The organism is Pseudomonas protegens CHA0 (assembly GCF_000397205.1).
Lineage (GTDB): Bacteria > Pseudomonadota > Gammaproteobacteria > Pseudomonadales > Pseudomonadaceae > Aquipseudomonas > Aquipseudomonas protegens.
Map to the genome: position 1 here is coordinate 5,031,706 of NC_021237.1, position 21,313 is coordinate 5,053,018.

Genomic DNA, 21,313 nt, shown 5'->3' on the forward strand with positions numbered 1-21,313 from the left:
ATGTATTATGTTATCTAAGCCATGTCAGCAAGTCCGATAAAAACAAAATCACCCAAATACAAGAAACAAGGATGGGTAAAGACATGCCTGAATCACTGTCGCAAACCGCCTCGGCCCCGGTCACCGCCTCCTTCGAGGACCTGGCCTACCGTAAAGTCGCCTGGCGCATCCTGCCGCTATTGTTGCTGTGCTACCTGGTGGCCTATCTGGACCGGGTCAACGTCGGCTTCGCCAAGCTGCAGATGTCCGAAGACCTGCAGTTTTCCGAAGCGGTCTATGGCCTGGGCGCCGGGATCTTCTTCATTGCCTACTTTCTGGTGGAGATCCCCAGCAACCTGATCCTGCATCGAGTCGGCGCGCGGCTGTGGATCGCGCGCATCATGATCAGCTGGGGCCTCATTTCCTCGTGCATGGCCTTCGTCAGCACCCCCACCTCCTTCTATGTCATGCGCTTTCTGCTGGGCATCGCCGAGGCCGGGTTCTACCCGGGGGTGATCCTCTACCTGTCGTACTGGTTCCCCTCCAACCGCCGCGGCAAGATGTACGCACTGTTCGCTACCGCCGTGCCGCTTTCGGGGCTGATCGGCGCACCGCTATCCGGGTGGATCATGAGCGCCCTCAATGGCCATCACGGATTCGCCGGCTGGCAGTGGATGTTCTTTCTCGAAGGCCTGCCCTCGATTCTGGTGGGCGGCCTGGTGATCTACTGCCTCAGCGACCGGATCGCCGACGCTGGCTGGCTGACCCGGGAGCAGAAGACCCTGCTGCAGAGCAGGATCGAGGCCGAAACCGACGGCCACCAGGTACACAGCGTGCGCCAAGTGTTCGGGCAGCCGCGGATCTGGCTGCTGACCGCCATCTACTTCTGCATGATCGCCGGCTTCTACACCGTCGGTTTCTGGCTGCCCTCCTTGATTCGCCAGGCAGGCGTCAGCGACGTCTTCCAGGTCGGCATGCTCACCGCGATTCCCTATGCCGCAGCGGCGCTGACCATGGTGCTGATATCCCGCAGTGCCGACCGCCTGCGCGAACGTCGCTGGCACCTGGCGCTGACCGCGGTGCTGGGTGGGGTGGGGCTGATGATTTCCGCCACCTGGAGCGACAACTTCACAGTGTCGATGATCGGCCTGACCCTGGGGGCCATGGGCGCCTTCAGCACCCTGCCACTGTTCTGGAGCCTGCCCACTGCCTTTCTCGGCGGCACCGCAGCGGCAGCCGGGATTGCCCTGATCAACTCCTGGGGCAACCTCGCCGGGTTCGTTTCACCCTACCTGATGGGCTTTCTCAAGGACCTGACCCAGAGCACCACCATCGGCATGTACGTGATGGCCAGTGCGCTGTTCGTCGGAGCCCTGCTGGTCTTCAAGATCCCCGGAAAACTGGTCAATCGCTGATAGTTGGAGTCACTCATGAATATTCTTGTCACCGGCGCCGCCGGGTTTCTCGGACGCCGCCTGATCCAGGCCCTGCTCGAGCGCGGCTCACTCACCGACCGTCACGGCCAGTTGCACCCCATTCAGCGGATTACCGCGTTCGACCGTGAACCCGTGCAAGGCCTCGACGACCCTCGGGTCCTGGTCAAGGGTGGGGATATCACCGATCCCCAGGTCCTGGCGAACCTGATCGACGCCGACACCCAGAGCATCTTTCACCTGGCAGCAGTGGTCTCCAGCCAGGCAGAAAGCGATTTCGATCTGGGCATGCGCGTCAACTTCAGCGCCACCCAGGGACTGCTGGAACGCGCGCGACAGTTGGGTACTTGCCCGAAGTGGGTGATGACCAGCTCGGTGGCCGTCTTCGGTGGGCAACTGCCGGACACCGTCGGCGATGATCAAGTCTGGTCACCCCAGAGTTCCTATGGCACCCAGAAAGCCATGAACGACCTGCTGCTGGCCGACTATAGCCGTCGCGGCTTCGTCGATGGCCGCAGCCTGCGCATGCCCACCATCGTCGTGCGCCCGGGCAAGCCGAATCTGGCGGCATCAAGCTTTGCCAGCGGCATCATCCGTGAGCCCCTCAACGGTCAGGCCAGTGTCTGCCCGGTGCCCTTGAACACCCGGCTATGGCTGATGTCACCGGCACAGGCCATTGCCAACCTGGTTCACGGTCATGAGCTGGCCGCCGAGCGCTTGAGCCAGGGCCGGGTGATCAACATGCCCGGTTTGTCACAGACAGTGGAGCAGATGATCGATGCGCTGCGCGAGGTGGCCGGTGACGCGGTGGCCCGGCAGGTTCAATTGCGGCCGGATGCAGCCATCGAGCGCATCGTCGGCTCTTGGCCGGGAGCGTTCAGCACACCTTATGCAAACCAACTGGGCTTCACCGCGGACCCGGACTTTGCCAGCGTGATCCGACAGTTCATCAGGGATTATCTGCATCGTTGAACAACGGACCGCCCCCAGGATGGCCTCCTTGAGCTGGAGGCCGTCCTCGCTGGGTTTGCCACAAGACCTGCAAGCACTACCAGCTGTAGCTCAGGTTCAACTGCCCGCCGTAACCGTGCTCGCTGGCGCTTCCCGAATGGCCGAATAGATGACTGGATAGCTCCACATCCCGAGCGACCCGCACCTGGGCTCCTACCTTCAATTCCAGAGCATCCCGCGATGGCCTGGCATCGAAGCTGTTACTCCCCATCCGTACCGACGGCACCGCCTCGCTATGCAGCCAGTTGGTTTCGACAAAGGGTCGCAGCACCGATTCATCGGCTGCCTGACCAGGCTGCTGGTAGAGCCGCACGCCAATACTGGAACGCCAGGCATCGGCAGTGCCATTGCGCAACCGCGTATCCCGCAAGTCTGCGGCCCTGGCGGTATAACGGCTATAGATCAGCTGCCCGCGAGGCTCCACCACCCAGGCCCGGAAGGGAGAATCAGCGGCAAATGGCGCCAATGCATACCCGGACTCCAGGGAGGCCGACCATAGGTTCGAATCATAATCGGCGGACCCCAGTTCACTGCTCAGCCGGTTGGTATAGCGACCATACTGCAACCAGGTGTCGACATAGGCGCCCAGCCGGTTCACGTCATCCGCATAGAAAGTGCCATACACGCCCGCCGAATAACCCGAGACCTTGCCATGGGCCTTCGCGCGAACAGCAGTATTGGTGTCGCGGCGCATCAATGTGGAGGTCGAGTCGATGCGCGCGTCGCCATAGCCCGCCATGAGCCCGGCATAGAGCGCACCTTGCGCGCCCACCGGCCGGCGCAGCAACGCCCCGCCCATCTGCACCACATCGCTGCTGGAATCGATATCGACCTTGCCTTCGGCCATACGCATGCCCTTGTCATGCCGCCCCTGGGCCCGCATCCAGAGTCCCGAATCCTGGCGGTCGGCCCCCAGGCTGCGCTTGCTTGCACGGTCCTGCAGGCCATGGTCGAACATTGTCCTGGTGGCCTGCTGGGTGCCGATATATGCCCCGCCTTCCGGTGCCACCTGGCTGGCTTCTGAGGTCAGGTACCAGTCATTCGTGTTGCCCGAGATGCCACCTTGCACCAGGCTGTACTCATAGCCATTGATCGAAAGGCTGCCGACGCTCCAACGATAACCGCTGGAGCCCGTGTCCAGGTAGAAGGCGTCGGCTGCGATGGTTCCGCCATTGATCGCCTGCACCAGGGGGATCCCCTCCTGCGTCAGCCCCCCCTTACCGCCAGCGTTGAGCACTCGCACTGCGGTTCGGCCACTGGCCGTTCCACCATCGATGACCAGCCGGTCGCTGGGGGACGTGTCGCCGCCCAGGTGGGTGCTGAATACCATCGTGCCATTACCGATGTAGTCGTTAACGGTCAGGGTCTGGAAACCGGCTGCGCCGAACACCAGCGTACCGTTGTTGGTCAAGGTGCCCAGTGTCGAGTCACTGCGTATGTTCCAGCGGCTGCTGTCATCGAGCAGCAAGCTGTTGATCCGCCCCCCGCTCTCGGCCCGCAGAGCCCCCGTCAATTCCGAGCCGGCGCTGAGGCTCAGGTCCACACTGCCGTTCTGGGCAAGGACATCGCCCACCAGCGTCGAGCCGCTGGCCTCGACACTGACCTGGCCGGTATCGACGGGAACATTGTTCAACACTGCCTGGCGGGTCTGCAGAAAGATGCCCTGGGCCTCCTGCCCATCGGCACGCGCAACAATGCTCGAGTTCATCAGGGTGAACTGATGATCGCCGCCACTGGCCAGCAAGCCTGCGCCATCCTGGGTACTGATCTGACTGCCGGTCAGCGAAAGGCTATTGCTCGCCGTCCCGCTGTTGACATAACTCCAGACGCCAGACGCCAGGTCCCCGTGAGTGGCCAGCCGGGAGTTCTCCAAAGTTGCCACCGCACCATTGCCCAGTGCCAGGGCGGACGCACCGTTGCCGTTGGTGATGACCTCGGTGCTACTGACGGCCAGACGCGCATCGTCCGCCCGCACGAACAGACCATGGGCCGCTTGCCCATGGGTGACGACCTCAGACTGTGCCAGGCGCAGGTCGGCTCCCGTAGTTTGTGCCAGGGCGCCGAAGGATCCGGCGCCAAAGGTTTCAATCCTGATATTGCTCGCCTCAATGCTGGCATCGCTGTCGAACTGGTTGTACAGGTACAAACCCAGCGAATTCGCACCATGAGTGGTGATGCTGCCGTTGCTCAGCGTCGCCTGGCCGGCCCGGTTATCCAGCCCGTGGGCAAACTGGGCGCCGTAGGTGTCGATGCTGAAGCGATCGGCCACCAGCTTCGTCTCGGGCATGAACATCCATATTCCGCCTGCTTGAGCTCCAGAGGAGCTGATGCGGACGTTATTCAACGTGGCGCTGGCGGCGTCGCCATTGAGGTTGAGCCCATAGCCATTGCTGGAGCTCAGCGTTGCATCGCGAATATCGGCTGACGAGCCAACGCCGTCGAAGTCGTACCCCAGAAATACTGCGTCCTCGTGGGCGGTGAGGCTGCCGCCAAGCATCGAGAATTTGCCACCATAAAGTCGGGCGCCGGAGTAACTGGCAGAAGTGCCATGGCTGTCGATGAAGGCCAGGCTTGACCCGGCCCCCCTGACATACAGAACCGAAGCGTCCTCGCCCGCCGTATTGATGGTGACCGCCTCCAGCGTCATTGAGGCGCGCTGGGACACCTCGGCGCCATATCCGCTGGCATTACTGGTAGAGATGCTCAGATTACGAGCTTCCAGAGCCGTTCCCGCACCCGAGGCGACCACGCCATGGCCATAGGTGCCGAGGGTGGTAATGCTGCCACCGTCAAGCGTGATACGGCCACCACCGTACGCGTATGCACCAAATGACTGCCGGGAAGTGAGCGAGGTGCCGGTGGCGACGATTTCACTGCCAGGACCACGGGCCTCGAGCGCGTAAGTGCGGTGGCTCAGTACCTGGCTATCCACCAGAGTCACGTGTCCACCATCGCTGGCGCTGACCCCGACCGTGAAGCTGCCGACCGGGGAACCGGCCTGGATATCAACCCCTTCGGCATTCAGGTTATTGCCCTTGGCCGAAATGTTGATCGCCGCCCCCGGGCCGTCATAGATCACGGAGTCGCCCGGATGCAGGCTCATCGAATCACCGCCAGCCGGATTGGAGAGATCAATCTGGCCGTACTCAGCAGCTCGCGCCTGGATCGACACAGCCACGAGGGACATCGTAAATAGGCCCGACAGCGTCGAGCGGACCAATCGTTGCATGAGACTACCTACCACATTTGCGTCGCAGGCTCCTCAAGACAATGTCCACAATTGACAGCAAATGGCCGTAGAAAGCAGGAGGAACCGCGATGATGATCGACATTGATCACCACCATCATCCAAGCGATCCCGAACCTTTGTAATCAGATTGATCTCAAAAGACTGCACCGGCCCTCGGCAGCGCCGGCAATAGAGAGCAGGAAGGGCTGCGCGCATTGTTCCGCACGCAGGCGCGTGCATGCTCCCAAGCGGATTCAGGCCCGTGGCGCGCGCGCCAGCCCAAGGAAGCGCGCCAGCTCCTCGCGCTTGGCCAGGGCGTCACTGCGGCCCAGCTCGATCAGCTCGTTGCAGTAGGGCGCTTCGAACAGCAGATAGCTCAAGACCCCTGCGCCGCTGGTGCGGGTCGCCCCGGGCCCACGCAGGAATACACGCAACGCTGCCGGCAGCTCATGCCGATGACGAGCGGCAATCTCGTCGATGGGCTGGCTGGGGGCAATCACCAGTACTTCCACTGGAGCAATGCCCAGGGCGCGGTCGGCCGCACTGCCGGGCAGCAACCGGCTGAAGTGATTGAGCCGCTCCAGCAATTCGATATCGCTTTCCAGGCTGTCAATGAAGGTGCTGTTGAGCATGTGCCCGCCAATCTGCGCCAGGGTCGGCTCCTGACCGGTATAGGTCCGCTGCCCGGCACTCTCCGGATCGTTGCCCCGCGGGTTGCCGCTGACGCCCACCACCAGCACACGGCTGGCCCCCAGGTGCAGGGCCGGGCTGATAGGCGCCGACTGGCGCACCGCCCCATCGCCGAAATACTCCTGGTCGAGCTTCACCGGCGCGAACAGCAAGGGGATCGCCGAACTGGCCAGCAAGTGGTCCACCGTCAGATGGGTGGGAATGCCGATCCGTCGATGCCGCAGCCAGGGATCGATCACCCCGCCCCCTTGATAGAAGGTCACCGCCTGGCCGGATTCGTAGCCGAACGCGGTTACCGCCACAGCGTGCAATTGGCCCTGGGCAATCGCGTCGTTGATGCCCGACAGGTGCATGTGTTCGTTGAGCAGCTCGCGCAGCGGCGAGTTGTTGATCAGCGCCACCGGCACCTGGGCACCCAGCCCCAGCAGGCTGTGGCCGACAAAGCGGCTGGCCTGGCGAATGACCCCGGGCCAGTCGCTGCGCATTACCTGATCACTGCGAAAGTTGCGCCAGAACGCCGTGAGGCGCTGGATCGCCGCAGAAAAGTCCGCGGCGCCACTGGCCAGGCTGACGGCATTGATGGCCCCCGCTGAAGTGCCGACGATCACCGGGAACGGGTTGCGCGCCCCCGGGCCCAGCAACTCGGCAATCGCCGCCAGCACGCCGACTTGATAAGCGGCCCGGGCACCACCGCCGGAAAGAATCAAACCTGTTACCGGTCCAGCACTCATTGCTTCACTCCATCCATGGCGTACCAGGGCCGCTCATCAAGGCCAGAGGGTCAACCGCGCTTCTTATAGAGCTTGGGCTCGCCTGGCGGCCGGCTCTTGAAGCGACGGTGAGCCCAGAGGTACTGCTCGGGGCAGGCGCGCAAGGCGGTTTCCACCCACTGATTGATCCGCAGGCAATCCTCCTCTTCGGTGGCGCCGGGAAAATCCGTCAGGGGGGCATGGATCACCAGACGGTACCCACTGCCATCGGCCAGGCGTTCCTGGGTGAAAGGCACCACCAGCGCCTTGCCCAGGCGGGCGAACTTGCTGGTAGCGGTGACCGTCGCAGCCTGGATACCGAACAGCGGCACGAAAACGCTCTGCTTGGCGCCATAGTCCTGGTCCGGCGCATACCAGATCGCCCGTCCGGACCGCAGCAGCTTGAGCATGCCGCGCACGTCGTCGCGCTCCACCGCTAGGGAATCGAGGTTGTGGCGCTCGCGCCCGCGGCGCTGGATGAAGTCGAACAGTGGGTTCTTGTGTTCGCGGTACATGCCATCGATGGTGTGTTGCTGGCCCAGCAGCGCCGCGCCGATCTCCAGGGTGGTGAAGTGCAGGGCCATGAGAATCACCCCATGACCGTCGCGCTGGGCCTGCTTGAGGTAGTCCAGCCCTTCGACATGGGCCAGCCGAGCCAGCCGCGGCTTGGACCACCACCAGCTCATGGCCATCTCGAAGAAGGCGATCCCGGTGGAGGCGAAGTTCTCCTTGAGCAGGCGTTTGCGTTCCGCGGCGGACTTTTCCGGGAAACACAGTTCCAGGTTGCGCTTGGCAATCCGCCGGCGCTCACCGGCCACCCGGTACATCAGCGCCCCGAGGGCGCGACCGATGTGCAGCAGTGCGGCATAGGGCAACTGGACGATCAGCCATAACACACCAAGCCCCAGCCACAGCGGCCAGAAACGTGGAGACAAGAATGCAGCTCGAAAACGCGGGCGATCCATTACAGATTCCGGGACAGACAACAAGGTCGCGCATTCTACATCGGTTCGACCTGGCTTGCGGGGCGCGGGCGATCTCGTTATAAGTCTCGGCACTTTTAGTGACAAGCCGCCTTCTGCAGACCATGAGCCAAACCGAATCGCTAGACCAAGATCCTGTGTTCCAGTTAAAGGGCAGCATGCTCGCCATCACCGTGCTGGAACTGGCCCGCAACGACCTCGAAGGCCTCGATCGCCAACTGGCCGCGAAAGTCGCCCAGGCGCCGAACTTCTTCAGCAACGCCCCGCTGGTACTGGCCCTGGACAAGCTGCCTGCTGGCGAAGGCTCGGTGGATCTGCCCGGGCTGATGCGCGTCTGCCGCCAGCACGGCCTGCGGACCCTGGCGATCCGCGCCAGCCGCATCGAAGACATTGCCGCGGCGATTGCCGTCGACCTGCCGGTGCTGCCGCCTTCCGGCGCCCGGGAGCGGCCGCTGGAGCCACCGGAAAGTGAAATCAAGAAGCCGGAAAAACCGCCGGAACCCACCATCAAACCGACTCGCATCATCACCTCGCCCGTACGCGGCGGGCAGCAGATCTATGCCCAGGGTGGCGATCTGGTAGTGGTGTCCTCGGTCAGCCCCGGTGCGGAACTTCTCGCCGATGGCAATATCCATGTATACGGCCCCATGCGCGGCCGCGCCCTGGCCGGAGTCAAGGGTGACACCAAGGCGCGGATTTTCTGTCAGCAATTGAGCGCTGAACTGATCTCCATTGCAGGCCAGTACAAGGTTTCCGAGGACCTGCGACGCGACCCTCTGTGGGGCTCCGGAGTCCAGGTCAGCCTGTCGGGTGACGTGTTGAACATCACACGTCTTTAACGGATACTGCCGCATTTTCCAAGCATCTCTAAAACGTAGCGAAAACGGCTCAAACGAAGTAGGAAATTGGCAATCAGCAGTGTTTATCGACGATAAACCCTGCCGCTGACCGAGCTCCAGCCAAGGCTGTCCGACTGCAGTAGTTTTCAAGAGATGTTTTTCAGGGGCTAAAAGTCCTTTTTCCTTAGGGGTGAAACACCTTGGCCAAGATTCTCGTGGTTACATCCGGCAAGGGTGGTGTGGGTAAAACCACCACCAGCGCCGCTATCGGTACCGGCCTCGCTCTGCGCGGCCACAAAACAGTGATCGTCGACTTCGACGTCGGCCTGCGTAACCTCGACCTGATCATGGGCTGCGAGCGTCGCGTGGTGTATGACTTCGTCAACGTGGTCAACGGCGAAGCCAACCTGCAGCAAGCCCTGATCAAAGACAAGCGCCTGGAAAACCTCTACGTACTGGCCGCCAGCCAGACCCGCGACAAAGACGCGCTGACCCTGGAAGGCGTGGAAAAGGTCCTGATGGAACTCAAGGAAACCTTCGAGTTCGTGGTCTGCGACTCCCCGGCCGGTATCGAGAAAGGCGCGCACCTGGCCATGTACTTCGCCGACGAAGCGATTGTCGTGACCAACCCTGAAGTGTCTTCGGTGCGTGACTCCGACCGCATGCTCGGCCTGCTGGCCAGCAAATCCCGTCGCGCCGAAAAGGGCGAGGACGCGATCAAGGAACACCTGCTGTTGACCCGCTACAACCCGGAGCGTGTCAGCAATGGCGAAATGCTCGGTGTTGAAGACGTCAAAGAAATTCTGGCAGTGACCCTGCTCGGCGTCATTCCGGAGTCCCAGGCAGTGCTCAAGGCTTCCAACCAGGGCGTGCCGGTGATTCTCGACGACCAGAGTGATGCTGGCCAGGCCTACAGCGATGCGGTTGACCGCCTGCTGGGCAAAACCGTGGAGCACCGGTTCCTTGATGTCGAGAAGAAGGGATTCTTCGAGCGCCTGTTTGGAGGTAGATAATGAATCTTTTTGACTTCTTTCGTGCCAGCAAAAAGGTCAGCACCGCGTCGGTAGCGAAAGAGCGTCTACAGATCATCGTGGCGCATGAACGCGGCCAGCGCAGCACCCCTGATTACTTGCCCGCCTTGCAGAAGGAACTGGTGGAAGTGATCCGCAAGTACGTCAATATCGGGTCCGACGACGTGCACGTCGCTCTGGAAAACCAGGGCAGCTGCTCGATCCTGGAACTCAATATCACCCTGCCTGATCGCTGATTGATCCGACGGGAGCCACGGCGGCTCGCTGGCCTCATGCATTGCATCGAGGTCGGCGAGCCGCCGTTGGCGTTTGTTACGAGGCTGTTTCAATGCCGTTGTCGAATATCCACATCCTGCATCAGGACCCCGCCGTCCTGGTGGTGAACAAACCCACCCTGCTGCTTTCAGTCCCCGGTCGCGCCGACGACAACAAGGACTGCCTGATCACTCGCCTGCAGGAAAACGGCTACCCCGAAGCCCGTATCGTCCACCGGCTGGATTGGGAAACCTCGGGCATCATTCTCCTGGCCCGGGACGCTGATACCCATCGCGAACTGTCGCGACAGTTTCATGACCGCGAAACCGAAAAGGCCTACACCGCCCTGTGCTGGGGCCAGCCGGAACTGGACAGCGGCAGCATCGATCTGCCCTTGCGTTATGATCCGCCAACCAAACCCCGGCATGTGGTGGACCACGAATTCGGCAAGCACGCCCTGACCTTCTGGCGAGTGCTGGAGCGCTGCGGCGACTGGTGCCGGGTCGAATTGACCCCCATCACCGGCCGCTCTCATCAGTTGCGGGTACACATGCTTTCCATCGGCCATCCGCTGCTGGGTGACGGCCTTTATGCCCATCCACAAGCACTGGCGGCCTGGCCCCGCCTATGCCTGCATGCCAGCATGCTCAGCTTCACTCACCCGCAGACAGGCGAGCGCCTGCGCTTCGAGTGCCCCGCGCCGTTCTGACCCCCCCACTGCAGGAGCCGGCTTGCCGGCGATGTCGCCCCGGCGCCTGTTCTTCGCCGGCAAGCCGGCTCCTACAAGGCCCGCCTATACGTTAAACTCGCGCCACTGCTGTCTGGAGCTACTTATGCGCGAAGAGTTGAACCAAGGCCTGATCGACTTTCTCAAGGCCTCCCCTACCCCTTTCCATGCCACTGCCAGCCTCGTTCAACGCCTGGAAGCGGCGGGTTACCAGCGCCTCGACGAGCGCGAGCCATGGACCACCGAAGCCAACGGCCGCTACTACGTCACCCGTAACGACTCCTCCATCGTCGCCTTCAAACTGGGCCGGCATTCGCCACTGCAAGGCGGCATCCGCCTGGTAGGCGCCCACACCGACAGCCCCTGCCTGCGGGTCAAGCCCCAGCCGGAACTGCAACGCCAGGGCTTCTGGCAACTGGGCGTCGAAGTCTATGGCGGCGCATTGCTGGCTCCGTGGTTCGACCGCGACCTGTCCCTGGCCGGCCGCGTGACCTTCCGCCGCGACGGCAAGGTGGAAAGCCAGCTGATCGACTTCAAGGCGCCGATCGCGATCATTCCCAACCTGGCCATCCACCTCAACCGTGAAGCCAATCAGGGCTGGGCGATCAACGCGCAGAACGAATTGCCGCCGATCCTGGCCCAGTTCGCCGGCGATGAGCGGGTGGATTTCCGAGCGGTCCTGACCGACCAACTGGCCCGCGAACACGGCCTGAACGCCGATGTGGTGCTGGACTACGAGTTGAGCTTCTACGACACCCAGAGTGCTGCCGTGATCGGCCTGCACGGTGACTTCATTGCCGGCGCGCGCCTGGACAACCTGCTGTCCTGTTACGCCGGGCTGCAGGCCCTGTTGACGGCCGACAGCGAGGAAACCTGCGTACTGGTGTGCAACGACCATGAAGAAGTCGGCTCCTGCTCGGCTTGCGGCGCTGATGGTCCGATGCTCGAACAGACCCTGCGCCGCCTGCTGCCCGAAGGCGACGAGTTCGTCCGCACCATCCAGAGGTCGCTGCTGATTTCCGCAGACAATGCCCACGGCGTACACCCCAACTACGCCGACAAGCATGACGCCAATCACGGCCCGAAACTCAATGCCGGCCCGGTGATCAAGGTCAACAGCAACCAGCGCTACGCCACCAACAGCGAAACCGCCGGCTTCTTCCGCCACCTGTGCATGGCCGAAGAAGTGCCGGTACAGAGCTTCGTGGTACGCAGCGACATGGGTTGCGGCTCGACCATCGGCCCTATCACCGCCAGCCATCTGGGGGTACGCACTGTGGACATCGGCCTGCCGACCTTCGCCATGCACTCGATCCGCGAGCTCTGTGGCAGCCATGACCTGGCTCATCTGGTGAAAGTGCTGAGCGCCTTCTACGCTAGCCACGAACTGCCATGAGGCAGAGGGCGGGCGCGTGGACACACGCCCGCCTGTTTCTGATGCACATCAACCCGGGCCGCGACAAAGCGACCTAGACTTACAGTTACTCCTCCTGACAAGGCTGTCGCCATGATCTCGATGTCTTCGTTCCACTCCATGCTCATCCCCATTCTCACGGGCATGATCCTGCTGGCCATCGGCTTCAACTTCCGGGACAAGAACCTCGGTGTGTTCAGCATGTGGATCGGCATGCTGCTGATTCTCGGCACCGTGGTCTACAAGATCCTGGCCAAGCTCGCGGAATAAATGCAGCACTCACCCTCGCATTGAATTTGGCGGCCTCGTACACTCGGTCGATCCATTTTCCCCGAGGTTGACCGCCCAGTGTTCGCTCGTCTTTTTGCCCTGCCCTGCTATGTGCTCGTCTGCCTGCTGACCCTGCTGCCCCTGGGGAGCGCCCAGGCGGTGGGCTTGCCTGGCTTGCTGGGCAACCAGACCAAGGCGCAGCCCCAGGCTGAGGAACCCCTGGGGCAATCCCTGGACGAGGTGATCAAGTCCCTGGAGAACGACCAGCAACGGACCAAGCTGCTGGCGGACCTGAAGAAACTGCGAGATGCCACGAAAAAAGCCCAGCCCACGCCAGAAGAAGGCGTACTGGGCCTGATCGGCGGCACCCTGTCGAACCTGGAAAAGCAATTCTCCGGGGCCGACAGCCCGGTTACCCGCTGGTCCGACGAGTTCGACCTGGCCAAGGAAGAACTCTCGGCACTGATGCTGCCAGCCAGCCAGTGGCTGCCGATCATCTTTGCCTTTGCCCTGATCCTCATGGTCTGGAGCCTGCTGGCAGCAGCGCTGATCTGGCTCAGCCACCGGGTGCGCCTGCGCTTCGGCCTGACCGAAGACCTGCCCCAGCACCCCAAGACCTGGGACCTGCTGCGCTTTGCCCTGCGCAAGCTCGGCCCCTGGCTGATCGCCCTGTTGATCACGGTCTACATGACCTACTCCCTGCCCTCTTCCCTGGGCAAGGACCTGGCCATGGTCCTGGCCTACGCCCTGGTGGTCGGCACCTGTTTCTCGGCGATCTGCGTGGTGGCGTTCTCCGTACTCGATGGCCCGCACCGCCATCGCGCCCTGTACATCCTGCGGCGCCAGGCCTTCCGCCCGCTGTGGTGGATCGGCAGCTTCGCCGCCTTTGGCGAGGCCCTGAGCGACCCACGCATGGTGGCCAGCCTGGGCCAGCACCTGGCCCATACCGCGGCGACCTTCGCCAATGTCATGGCGGCGCTGTCCACCGGCGTGTTCATCCTGCGTTTCCGCCGCCCCATCGCCCACCTGATCCGCAATCAGCCACTGTCACGGCGCCTGACCCGCCGGGCCCTGAGCGACACCATCGAGATCATCGGCACCTTCTGGTACCTGCCGGCCCTGGTGCTGGTAGGTATCTCGCTGTTCGCCACCTTCGTTTCCGCCGGCGACACCAGCACCGCCCTGCGCCAGTCGTTGCTGTGCACGGTACTGCTGGTGCTGTGCATGGTGATCAACGGCCTGGTACGCCGCCATGCCCTCAAGCCCCAGCGCGGGCACAAACGCCATGCGCTGTACTCCGAGCGGCTGAAAAGCTTCTTCTACACCCTGGCTCACCTGGCGGTCTGGCTGGCATTCATCGAGCTCGGCCTGCGGGTCTGGGGCATGTCGCTGATCCGCTTCACCGAAGGCGATGGCCATGAAGTCAGCGTCAAGCTGTTCAGCCTCGGCGGCACCCTGATCTTTGCCTGGCTGATCTGGATTCTCAGCGACACCGCGGTGCATCACGCCCTGACCCGTTCGCGCAAGGGCCTGGCCAACGCGCGCGCGCAAACCATGATGCCGCTGATTCGCAACGTGCTGTTCGTGGCGATCTTCATCATTGCCACCATCGTTGCCCTGGCGAACATGGGCATGAACGTCACGCCGCTGCTGGCCGGTGCCGGTGTCATCGGCCTGGCCATCGGTTTCGGCGCCCAGTCCCTGGTAGCGGACTTGATCACCGGCCTGTTCATCATCATCGAGGACTCCCTGGCCATCGACGACTACGTCGATGTCGGCGGCCACCTGGGCACCGTCGAGGGCCTGACTATCCGTACCGTGCGCCTGCGGGACATCGACGGCATCGTGCACACCATCCCGTTCAGCGAAATCAAGAGCATCAAGAACTACTCCCGGGAGTTCGGCTACGCGATCTTCCGCGTGGCGATCCCGTACAACATGGAAATCGACGACGCAATCAAGCTGATGCGCGATGTCGGCCAGAAGATGCGCACCGACCCCCTGCAGCGCCGCAATATCTGGTCGCCGCTGGAAATCCAGGGGGTGGAGAGTTTCGAGTCCGGCAGCGCCATCCTCCGGGCCCGTTTCAAGACTGCACCGATCAAGCAGTGGGAAGTGTCCCGGGCGTTCAACCTGTCCCTCAAGCGTCACCTCGACGAAGCCGGGCTGGACCTGGCTACGCCGCGCATGAGCATCCAGGTGATCACCGCAGGCGGCGGCGCGGAAAAGGAGTGATCCTGTAGAAGCCGGCTTGCCGGCGAACGACACTGGCGCCTAAAGAACGTCAACACCGACATGAATCGCGTCATGGCGCCAGAACTCCAGGTCGCAATCGATCAGCCGCTCGTGCTGGTCATAGTTCACCCGGGCAATCCGCAGCCCCGGGCTGCCCACCGAGACCTTCAAGGCCGCCGCCGCTTCCGGCTGCAGTGAGGTGGGCACGATTTCAAAGCGCACCCGTCCGTAGTGCAGGTCGTAATGCCGGGCATAGAGTTCGGTGATCGACTGGTTCAGGTCCAGATCGAGAATCTTCGGAAAATACTTGGGGTTCAGGTAGTGCTCGACATACAGCACCAGTCGCTCATCGATACGTCGTGCGCGGCAGATCTGGATCACGCTGGACAGTGCCGGCAATTGCAGCCAGGCGCAGACCGCCGCCGATGCCGGTTGCAGGCGCGCGGAAATCACCTCGGTGGAGGGCACCCGCCCCTGGGCGCTGACCATGGCGTGGAAGTGGCTGCGCTGCATCAGGTTGTAGGCCAGGCGCGGCGGCGAGACAAACCAGCCACGACGCTCTTCACGGTAGATCTGGCCCTGGGCCTCCAGTTGCAGCAGGGCCTCACGCACAGTGATGCGGGTGGTGGCAAATAGCTCGCTGAGCTTGCGTTCGGCCGGCAGCTTGCTACCGGGCGCCAACAGCCCGTGGGCGATCTGCTCCTGCAGGACCTGGCCGATGGCTGTCACCGCTTTGGTTGCATCAATACGCATCAACGTTACCTATCTGGACTAGACCAGCACTGTTTCAGGGCAGCGCAATGGCCGGGGCAGTGCTCTGCATCCGTGCCCAAAGCCTAGGCAATGCATATGACTGACAGATGACAAAGGCGCTCAGCGGGCCTGTCACCAACTTGCAAATTACCCGCCAGATCCTTGTTCTGCGGGCGTTTGGCCATGGTCTACGCTTATTTCGCAGCCTCGGACCTGCGCCTCAATCCATGCGTCGATCGTTGGCACCGACATCAAAGTGTCATCCAACCCGCCTAAATTGGCTCAGGTATTGCTGACCTAGACCAACCCACCGCAAGACTGTCGATAAAACGCAGCGTTGAACACGCCCAAAGGAGCTTCGGATGAAACAGCTTTTCCTGGCATCACTGTTAGGCTCGACCATTGCCCTGTGCACCGCCGCCATGGCTGCTGATAACGATTTGAAAACCCTGGAAGCCGCTGCGAAAGCAGAAGGCGCGGTCAACAGCGTCGGCATGCCCGATGACTGGGCCAACTGGAAAGGCACCTGGGAAGACCTGGCCAAGACCTACGGCCTCAAGCACATCGACACCGACATGAGCTCGGCCCAGGAGATCGCCAAGTTCGCCGCCGAGAAAGACAATGCCAGCGCCGATATCGGCGACGTTGGCGCGGCTTTCGGCCCGATCGCGGTCAAGCAGGGCGTGGCCCAGCCTTACAAGCCGAGCACCTGGGCCCAGGTCCCGGACTGGGCCAAGGACAAGGACGGCAACTGGGCGCTGGCCTACACCGGCACCATCGCCTTCATCATCAACAAGAAGCTGCTGCACGGCTCCGAAGCGCCGAAGAGCTGGGCCGACCTGGAAAAGGGCAAGTACAAGGTTTCCATCGGTGACGTGAGCACCGCGGCCCAGGCCGCCAACGGCGTACTGGCCGCCGCCATTGCCAAGGGTGGTGACGAGAAGAACATCCAGCCGGCGCTGCTGATGTTCGCCGAGATCGCCAAGCAGGGGCGCCTGTCCCTGGCCAACCCGACCATCGCCACCATGGAAAAGGGTGAAGTGGAAGTGGGCGTGGTCTGGGACTTCAACGGCCTGAGCTACCGCAACAAGATGGTCAACAAGGACGACTACATCGTGCTGATCCCGTCGGACGGCTCGGTGATCTCCGGCTACACCACCATCATCAACAAGTACGCCAAGCATCCCAACGCCGCCAAGCTGACCCGCGAGTACATCTTCAGCGACGCCGGCCAGACCAACCTGGCCCGCGGCAATGCGCGGCCGATCCGTGCCGAGCACCTGACCCTGCCGGCGGACGTACAGGCCAACCTGCTGCCCAACGAGCAGTACAAGCACGTAACACCGATCAAGGACGCCGATGCCTGGGAGAAAACCTCCAAGGGCCTGCCGCAGAAGTGGCAGGAAGAAGTGATCATCAACATGCAGTAAGGCTGCATCCCTGTAGGAGCCGGCTTGCCGGCGAATGGCTCAAAGGCGCTGCACAGACAAGCGCACACAGACCACTCGCCGGCAAGCCGGCTCCTACACACCCGATCCCGGAGCCCTCCACCTCATGAAGCACAACGTCATCCTTGTGGTGCTCGACGGCCTCAACCACGAAGTTGCCCGACACGCCATGGGGCACCTGCAAGCCTACGTCGGTGCTGGCCGCGCCGCCCTGTACAAACTGCAATGCGAACTACCTGCCCTCTCCCGCCCTCTGTACGAATGCATACTCACCGGCGTGCGGCCGATCGACAGCGGTATCGTGCACAACCAGGTTTCGCGCCTGTCCAACCAGCGCAGTCTGTTCCACTACGCCCGCGAGGCCGGCCTGAGCACTGCCGCCGCGGCCTATCACTGGGTCAGTGAGCTGTACAACCGTTCGCCCTTCAACGCCCCGCAAGACCGGCACACCGCAAACCCTGAACTGCCGATCCAGTACGGCCACTTCTACTGGAGCGATCATTACCCCGATTCCCATCTGTTCGCCGACGCCGAGGACCTGCGCCTGCGCCATCAGCCCAACCTGCTGCTGGTGCATCCGATGAACATCGACGACGCCGGACACAAGCACGGCCTGGACAGTTCGCAGTACCGCAACAGCGCGCGCTCAGCGGACATCATTCTCGCCGACTACCTGCAAGGCTGGCTCGACGCCGGCTACCAGGTGCTGGTGACGGCCGACCACGGCATGAACAACGACCGCTCGCACAATGGCCTGCTGGCTGAGGAGCGAGAGGTCCCGCTGTTCGTTCTCGGCGACGCTTTCAGCCTCGACCCCGCTGCCGCGCCGAAACAGACCGAACTGTGCGGCACCGTCTGCCAATTGCTGGGCGCGCCCCATGACAAACCTTTCTGCCGGGAGCTGTTGAAGTGAATTCAGTCACCCGTAGCAAATGGCTGGCGGCCCTGTGCCTGGTGCCCTTCGCCCTGTTCTTCATCGTGTTCCAGATTGCCCCCCTGGTGTGGGTGCTGATCAACAGCCTGCAATCGGAAGAGTTCGGCTGGGGCCTGGCCAACTTCACCAGGATCTTCAGCTCGAAGTTCTACCTGCAGGCCATCCAGTACAGCCTGGAGATCAGTTTCTGGTCCAGCGTGTTCGGCATCATCATCGCGGTGCTGGGCAGCTACTCGCTGCGCCGGGTGGATTCGCGCCTGCGCAACTTCGTCAATGCCTTCGCCAACATGACCAGCAACTTCGCCGGGGTGCCCCTGGCTTTCGCCTTCATCATCCTGCTGGGCTTCAACGGCACCATCACCATCATGCTCAAGCAGTCGGGGATCATTCAGGACTTCAACCTGTACTCCAAGACTGGGTTGATCATTCTCTACACCTACTTCCAGATCCCCCTTGGCGTGCTGCTGCTCTACCCGGCCTTCGACGCCCTGCGCGAGGACTGGCGTGAATCCGCCGCCTTGCTGGGGGCCAACGGCTGGCAGTTCTGGCGGCATATCGGCCTGCCGGTGCTGACCCCGGCGCTGCTGGGCACCTTCGTCATCCTGCTGGCCAACGCCCTGGGCGCCTACGCCACGGTCTACGCCCTGACCACCGGCAACTTCAACGTCCTGCCGATCCGCATCGCCGCCATGGTCTCCGGGGACATCTCCCTGGATCCGAACATGGCCAGCGCCCTCGCCGTGGTGCTGGTGGCGCTGATGACCCTGGTGACCATCGTCCATCAACTGCTGTTGAAGAGGAGCTACCATGTCTCGCGCTGAACCCGGCTCCGCCGCGCTCTACCACCGAGTGATGGTCTACCTGCTGTTTGCCATCCTTCTGCTGCCGCTGCTGGGGACCTTCGTCTACTCGATTGCCAGCAGCTGGTCGGCGACCATCCTGCCCAGCGGCTTCACCTTCAAGTGGTACCTGCAGCTGTGGAGCGACCCACGTTTTCTCAATGCCTTCGGCCAGTCATTGCTGGTCTGCGTGGGTGCGCTGGTGCTTTCAGTGGTGCTGATCCTGCCGCTGCTGTTCGTGGTGCACTACCACTTCCCCAGGCTCGATGCGCTGATGAACATCCTGATCCTGCTGCCCTTCGCGGTGCCGCCGGTGGTGTCCTCGGTGGGCCTGCTGCAACTCTATGGTTCGGGGCCCTTCGCCATGGTCGGCACGCCCTGGATCCTCATCGGCTGCTACTTCACCGTGGCATTGCCGTTCATGTACCGGGCCATCACCAACAACTTGCAGGCGATCAACCTGCGGGACCTGATGGACGCTGCCCAACTGCTGGGCGCCAGTACCTGGCAGGCAGCCTTCCTGGTGGTCCTGCCGAACCTGCGCAAGGGCCTGATGGTGGCGCTGCTGCTGTCCTTCTCGTTCCTGTTCGGCGAGTTCGTGTTCGCCAACATCCTGGTGGGCACCCGCTATGAAACCCTGCAGGTCTACCTGAACAACATGCGCAACAGCAGCGGCCACTTCACCAGCGCCCTGGTGATTTCCTACTTCTTCTTCGTGCTGCTTCTGACCTGGGCCGCCAACATCTTGAACAAGGACAAAAGCCAATGAGCTTCGTCAGCGTCCAACACCTGCAAAAGAACTATGCGGGCACCACAGTGTTCAGCGACATCAATTGCGAAATCCGCAAGGGCGAGTTCGTCACCCTGCTCGGCCCTTCCGGCTGCGGCAAGTCGACCCTGCTGCGCTGCATCGCCGGCCTGACCCCGGTGGACGGCGGCAAGATCCTCCTCGACGGCCAGGACATCGTGCCCCTGAGCCCGCAGAAACGCGGGATCGGCATGGTGTTCCAGAGCTACGCGCTGTTTCCCAACATGACCGTGGAACAGAACGTCGCCTTTGGCCTGCGCATGCAGAAGGTCGGCGCCGAAGACAGCCGCAAGCGGGTCGAGGAAGCCTTGCAACTGGTGGAGCTCAACGACTTCGCCAGCCGCTACCCGCACCAGCTGTCCGGTGGCCAGTGCCAGCGCGTGGCCCTGGCCCGCTCCCTGGTGACCCGCCCGCGCCTGCTGTTGCTGGACGAACCGCTGTCGGCCCTGGATGCACGGATCCGCAAGCACTTGCGCGAACAGATCCGCAACATCCAGCGGGAACTGGGCCTGACGACGATCTTCGTCACCCACGACCAGGAAGAAGCCCTGACCATGTCCGACCGGATCTTCCTGATGAACCAGGGCAGGATCGTCCAGAGCGGCGATGCCGAAACCCTCTACACCGCCCCGGTGGACGCCTTCGCCGCGGGCTTTATCGGCAACTACAACCTGCTGGATGCCGACAGCGCCAGCAAGCTGCTGCAGCGGCCGGTCAGCGGCCGCATCGCCATCCGCCCGGAAGCCATCGAACTGCGCAAGGAAGGCCCACTGGATGCGCTGGTACGCAGCCACAGTCTGCTGGGCAACGTGATCCGCTATCGAGTCGAGGCCCGAGGCGTGGAGCTGGTGGTGGATGTACTCAACCGCTCGGCCGATGATCTGCACGCCGACGGCCAGCGTCTGGCATTGAGCATCGATCCGACAGCCCTGTGTGAGGTAGCCTGATGGCATTCACGCAATTGATCCTGAAGAGAGAGCGGCACTGATGGCCTTGGCAATTTTTGATCTGGACGAAACCCTGATTCACGGCGACTGCGCCACCCTCTGGAGCGAGCAGATGGGCCGCCTGGGCTGGGTCGACAGCGAGTCGTTCATGCGTCGCAACCATGAGCTGATGGACGCCTACAGCCATGGCAAGCTGGCCATGGAGGAGTTCATGGACTTCAGCCTGGAACCCATGAGCGGACGCACCCCGGAAGAGGTCGCGCACCTGGTCGAGCCCTGGGTCGAAGAGGTGATCGAGCCGATCATCTTCAGCGACGCCTGCAAGGCCATTGCCGCCCACCGCCAGGCCGGCGACCGGATCCTGGTGATCTCGGCCTCGGGCACCCACCTGGTGAAACCGATTGCCGCGCGCCTGGGTATCGACGAAGTCCTGGGAATCGAGCTGGAGGTGCAGCATGGGGTCTACAGCGGCCGCACCGTTGGCACCCTGACCTACCGCGAGGGCAAGATCACCCGCCTGCTGCAATGGCTGGATGCCGAGGAAGAAAACCTGGAAGGCGCAACCTTCTACTCCGACTCGCGCAATGACCTGCCGTTGCTGCTGCGCGTGGACCACCCGCAGGTGGTGAACCCGGATCCGGTGCTGCGTGAACATGCGCAGAAGGCCGGCTGGCCGATCCACCACTGGAAGTGACCAGCCCCAGAGATCCCCGGAGCTGGCTTGTGTAGGAGCTGGCTT

19 protein-coding genes are annotated in these 21,313 nt (G+C 62.6%); 15 read left to right on the top strand and 4 right to left on the bottom strand.

The features are described from left to right. Nucleotides 1–83 precede the first annotated feature (83 nt). Nucleotides 84–1,394, top strand: coding sequence for an MFS transporter (locus PFLCHA0_RS22215; RefSeq protein WP_011062644.1), 1,311 nt, complete (start codon nt 84–86; stop codon nt 1,392–1,394). A gap of 15 nt (nt 1,395–1,409) precedes the next feature. Then, a complete protein-coding gene (gene denD / locus PFLCHA0_RS22220) occupies nt 1,410–2,384 on the top strand; it encodes a D-erythronate dehydrogenase (RefSeq protein ID WP_015636605.1) in 975 nt (324 codons plus the stop codon). A 76-nt stretch (nt 2,385–2,460) separates the two neighbouring features. Here the strand turns inward: denD and PFLCHA0_RS22225 are convergent, their stop codons facing one another. The 3 genes from PFLCHA0_RS22225 to PFLCHA0_RS22235 all read right to left on the bottom strand — a co-directional run bounded on the left by PFLCHA0_RS22225 (nt 2,461) and on the right by PFLCHA0_RS22235 (nt 8,056). Further along, on the bottom strand, nt 2,461–5,652 hold the full coding sequence (locus PFLCHA0_RS22225; RefSeq protein WP_230493577.1) for an autotransporter family protein: 3,192 nt from the start codon (nt 5,650–5,652) through the stop codon (nt 2,461–2,463). A gap of 254 nt (nt 5,653–5,906) precedes the next feature. Then, nucleotides 5,907–7,073: a patatin-like phospholipase family protein gene (locus PFLCHA0_RS22230; protein WP_015636607.1), complete on the bottom strand. Its 1,167-nt coding sequence runs from the start codon at nt 7,071–7,073 to the stop codon at nt 5,907–5,909. A 50-nt stretch (nt 7,074–7,123) separates the two neighbouring features. After that, the gene (locus PFLCHA0_RS22235; RefSeq protein ID WP_015636608.1) at nt 7,124–8,056 is read right to left on the bottom strand and encodes a lipid A biosynthesis lauroyl acyltransferase; all 933 of its coding nucleotides are present in this window, start codon (nt 8,054–8,056) and stop codon (nt 7,124–7,126) included. Between the two features lie 122 nt (nt 8,057–8,178). Here PFLCHA0_RS22235 and minC point away from each other — a divergent pair, with 122 nt between their 5' ends. From minC to PFLCHA0_RS22265, 7 genes are all read left to right on the top strand, one after another. Next, complete coding sequence (gene minC / locus PFLCHA0_RS22240; RefSeq protein WP_011062649.1) at nt 8,179–8,913, top strand: septum site-determining protein MinC; 735 nt, start codon at nt 8,179–8,181, stop codon at nt 8,911–8,913. A 200-nt stretch (nt 8,914–9,113) separates the two neighbouring features. Further along, the gene (gene minD / locus PFLCHA0_RS22245; protein ID WP_011062650.1) at nt 9,114–9,926 is read left to right on the top strand and encodes a septum site-determining protein MinD; all 813 of its coding nucleotides are present in this window, start codon (nt 9,114–9,116) and stop codon (nt 9,924–9,926) included. Next, on the top strand, nt 9,926–10,180 hold the full coding sequence (minE, locus tag PFLCHA0_RS22250; RefSeq protein ID WP_007898843.1) for a cell division topological specificity factor MinE: 255 nt from the start codon (nt 9,926–9,928) through the stop codon (nt 10,178–10,180). Before minD ends, minE begins: the two co-directional genes overlap by 1 nt. A 92-nt stretch (nt 10,181–10,272) precedes the next feature. Beyond that, nucleotides 10,273–10,908, top strand: coding sequence for an RluA family pseudouridine synthase (locus PFLCHA0_RS22255; RefSeq protein WP_015636609.1), 636 nt, complete (start codon nt 10,273–10,275; stop codon nt 10,906–10,908). Nucleotides 10,909–11,032: 124 nt separating this feature from the next. Further along, nucleotides 11,033–12,322: a M18 family aminopeptidase gene (locus PFLCHA0_RS22260; RefSeq protein ID WP_011062652.1), complete on the top strand. Its 1,290-nt coding sequence runs from the start codon at nt 11,033–11,035 to the stop codon at nt 12,320–12,322. 111 nt (nt 12,323–12,433) lie between these two features. Beyond that, on the top strand, nt 12,434–12,610 hold the full coding sequence (locus PFLCHA0_RS31885; RefSeq protein WP_011062653.1) for a hypothetical protein: 177 nt from the start codon (nt 12,434–12,436) through the stop codon (nt 12,608–12,610). Between the two features lie 78 nt (nt 12,611–12,688). Continuing rightward, nucleotides 12,689–14,845, top strand: coding sequence for a mechanosensitive ion channel family protein (locus tag PFLCHA0_RS22265; protein ID WP_015636611.1), 2,157 nt, complete (start codon nt 12,689–12,691; stop codon nt 14,843–14,845). A 39-nt stretch (nt 14,846–14,884) separates the two neighbouring features. Here PFLCHA0_RS22265 and PFLCHA0_RS22270 read toward each other — a convergent pair whose 3' ends face one another. Next, entirely contained in the window at nt 14,885–15,598 is a 714-nt protein-coding gene (locus PFLCHA0_RS22270; protein WP_011062655.1) for a UTRA domain-containing protein, read from the bottom strand. A 362-nt stretch (nt 15,599–15,960) separates the two neighbouring features. Between PFLCHA0_RS22270 and PFLCHA0_RS22275 the strand changes: the two genes are divergently transcribed. The 6 genes from PFLCHA0_RS22275 (at nt 15,961) to PFLCHA0_RS22300 (ending at nt 21,268) form a co-directional block, all read left to right on the top strand. Next, a complete protein-coding gene (locus PFLCHA0_RS22275) occupies nt 15,961–17,028 on the top strand; it encodes an ABC transporter substrate-binding protein (protein WP_015636612.1) in 1,068 nt (355 codons plus the stop codon). Nucleotides 17,029–17,152: 124 nt separating this feature from the next. Beyond that, nucleotides 17,153–17,959 (top strand): alkaline phosphatase family protein, encoded by an 807-nt coding sequence (locus PFLCHA0_RS22280; RefSeq protein WP_011062657.1) that lies wholly within the window; start codon nt 17,153–17,155, stop codon nt 17,957–17,959. After that, nucleotides 17,956–18,801: an ABC transporter permease gene (locus PFLCHA0_RS22285; RefSeq protein ID WP_015636613.1), complete on the top strand. Its 846-nt coding sequence runs from the start codon at nt 17,956–17,958 to the stop codon at nt 18,799–18,801. Before PFLCHA0_RS22280 ends, PFLCHA0_RS22285 begins: the two co-directional genes overlap by 4 nt. Further along, entirely contained in the window at nt 18,788–19,588 is an 801-nt protein-coding gene (locus PFLCHA0_RS22290) for an ABC transporter permease (protein ID WP_015636614.1), read from the top strand. The genes PFLCHA0_RS22285 and PFLCHA0_RS22290 overlap by 14 nt, the downstream gene beginning before the upstream one ends. After that, the gene (locus tag PFLCHA0_RS22295) at nt 19,585–20,574 is read left to right on the top strand and encodes an ABC transporter ATP-binding protein (RefSeq protein WP_015636615.1); all 990 of its coding nucleotides are present in this window, start codon (nt 19,585–19,587) and stop codon (nt 20,572–20,574) included. Before PFLCHA0_RS22290 ends, PFLCHA0_RS22295 begins: the two co-directional genes overlap by 4 nt. A 40-nt stretch (nt 20,575–20,614) precedes the next feature. After that, a complete protein-coding gene (locus tag PFLCHA0_RS22300; RefSeq protein ID WP_011062661.1) occupies nt 20,615–21,268 on the top strand; it encodes an HAD family hydrolase in 654 nt (217 codons plus the stop codon). The last annotated feature ends 45 nt before the right edge of the window (nt 21,269–21,313 follow it).

Coding starts and splice junctions, on each gene's coding strand:
- PFLCHA0_RS22215 (WP_011062644.1), top strand. CDS start 84: ATGCCTGAATCACTGTCGCAAACCGCCTCGGCCCCGGTCACCGCCTCC.
- denD (WP_015636605.1), top strand. CDS start 1,410: ATGAATATTCTTGTCACCGGCGCCGCCGGGTTTCTCGGACGCCGCCTG.
- PFLCHA0_RS22225 (WP_230493577.1), bottom strand. CDS start 5,652: ATGCAACGATTGGTCCGCTCGACGCTGTCGGGCCTATTTACGATGTCC.
- PFLCHA0_RS22230 (WP_015636607.1), bottom strand. CDS start 7,073: ATGAGTGCTGGACCGGTAACAGGTTTGATTCTTTCCGGCGGTGGTGCC.
- PFLCHA0_RS22235 (WP_015636608.1), bottom strand. CDS start 8,056: ATGGATCGCCCGCGTTTTCGAGCTGCATTCTTGTCTCCACGTTTCTGG.
- minC (WP_011062649.1), top strand. CDS start 8,179: ATGAGCCAAACCGAATCGCTAGACCAAGATCCTGTGTTCCAGTTAAAG.
- minE (WP_007898843.1), top strand. CDS start 9,926: ATGAATCTTTTTGACTTCTTTCGTGCCAGCAAAAAGGTCAGCACCGCG.
- PFLCHA0_RS22255 (WP_015636609.1), top strand. CDS start 10,273: ATGCCGTTGTCGAATATCCACATCCTGCATCAGGACCCCGCCGTCCTG.
- PFLCHA0_RS22260 (WP_011062652.1), top strand. CDS start 11,033: ATGCGCGAAGAGTTGAACCAAGGCCTGATCGACTTTCTCAAGGCCTCC.
- PFLCHA0_RS31885 (WP_011062653.1), top strand. CDS start 12,434: ATGATCTCGATGTCTTCGTTCCACTCCATGCTCATCCCCATTCTCACG.
- PFLCHA0_RS22270 (WP_011062655.1), bottom strand. CDS start 15,598: ATGCGTATTGATGCAACCAAAGCGGTGACAGCCATCGGCCAGGTCCTG.
- PFLCHA0_RS22275 (WP_015636612.1), top strand. CDS start 15,961: ATGAAACAGCTTTTCCTGGCATCACTGTTAGGCTCGACCATTGCCCTG.
- PFLCHA0_RS22280 (WP_011062657.1), top strand. CDS start 17,153: ATGAAGCACAACGTCATCCTTGTGGTGCTCGACGGCCTCAACCACGAA.
- PFLCHA0_RS22290 (WP_015636614.1), top strand. CDS start 18,788: ATGTCTCGCGCTGAACCCGGCTCCGCCGCGCTCTACCACCGAGTGATG.
- PFLCHA0_RS22295 (WP_015636615.1), top strand. CDS start 19,585: ATGAGCTTCGTCAGCGTCCAACACCTGCAAAAGAACTATGCGGGCACC.
- PFLCHA0_RS22300 (WP_011062661.1), top strand. CDS start 20,615: ATGGCCTTGGCAATTTTTGATCTGGACGAAACCCTGATTCACGGCGAC.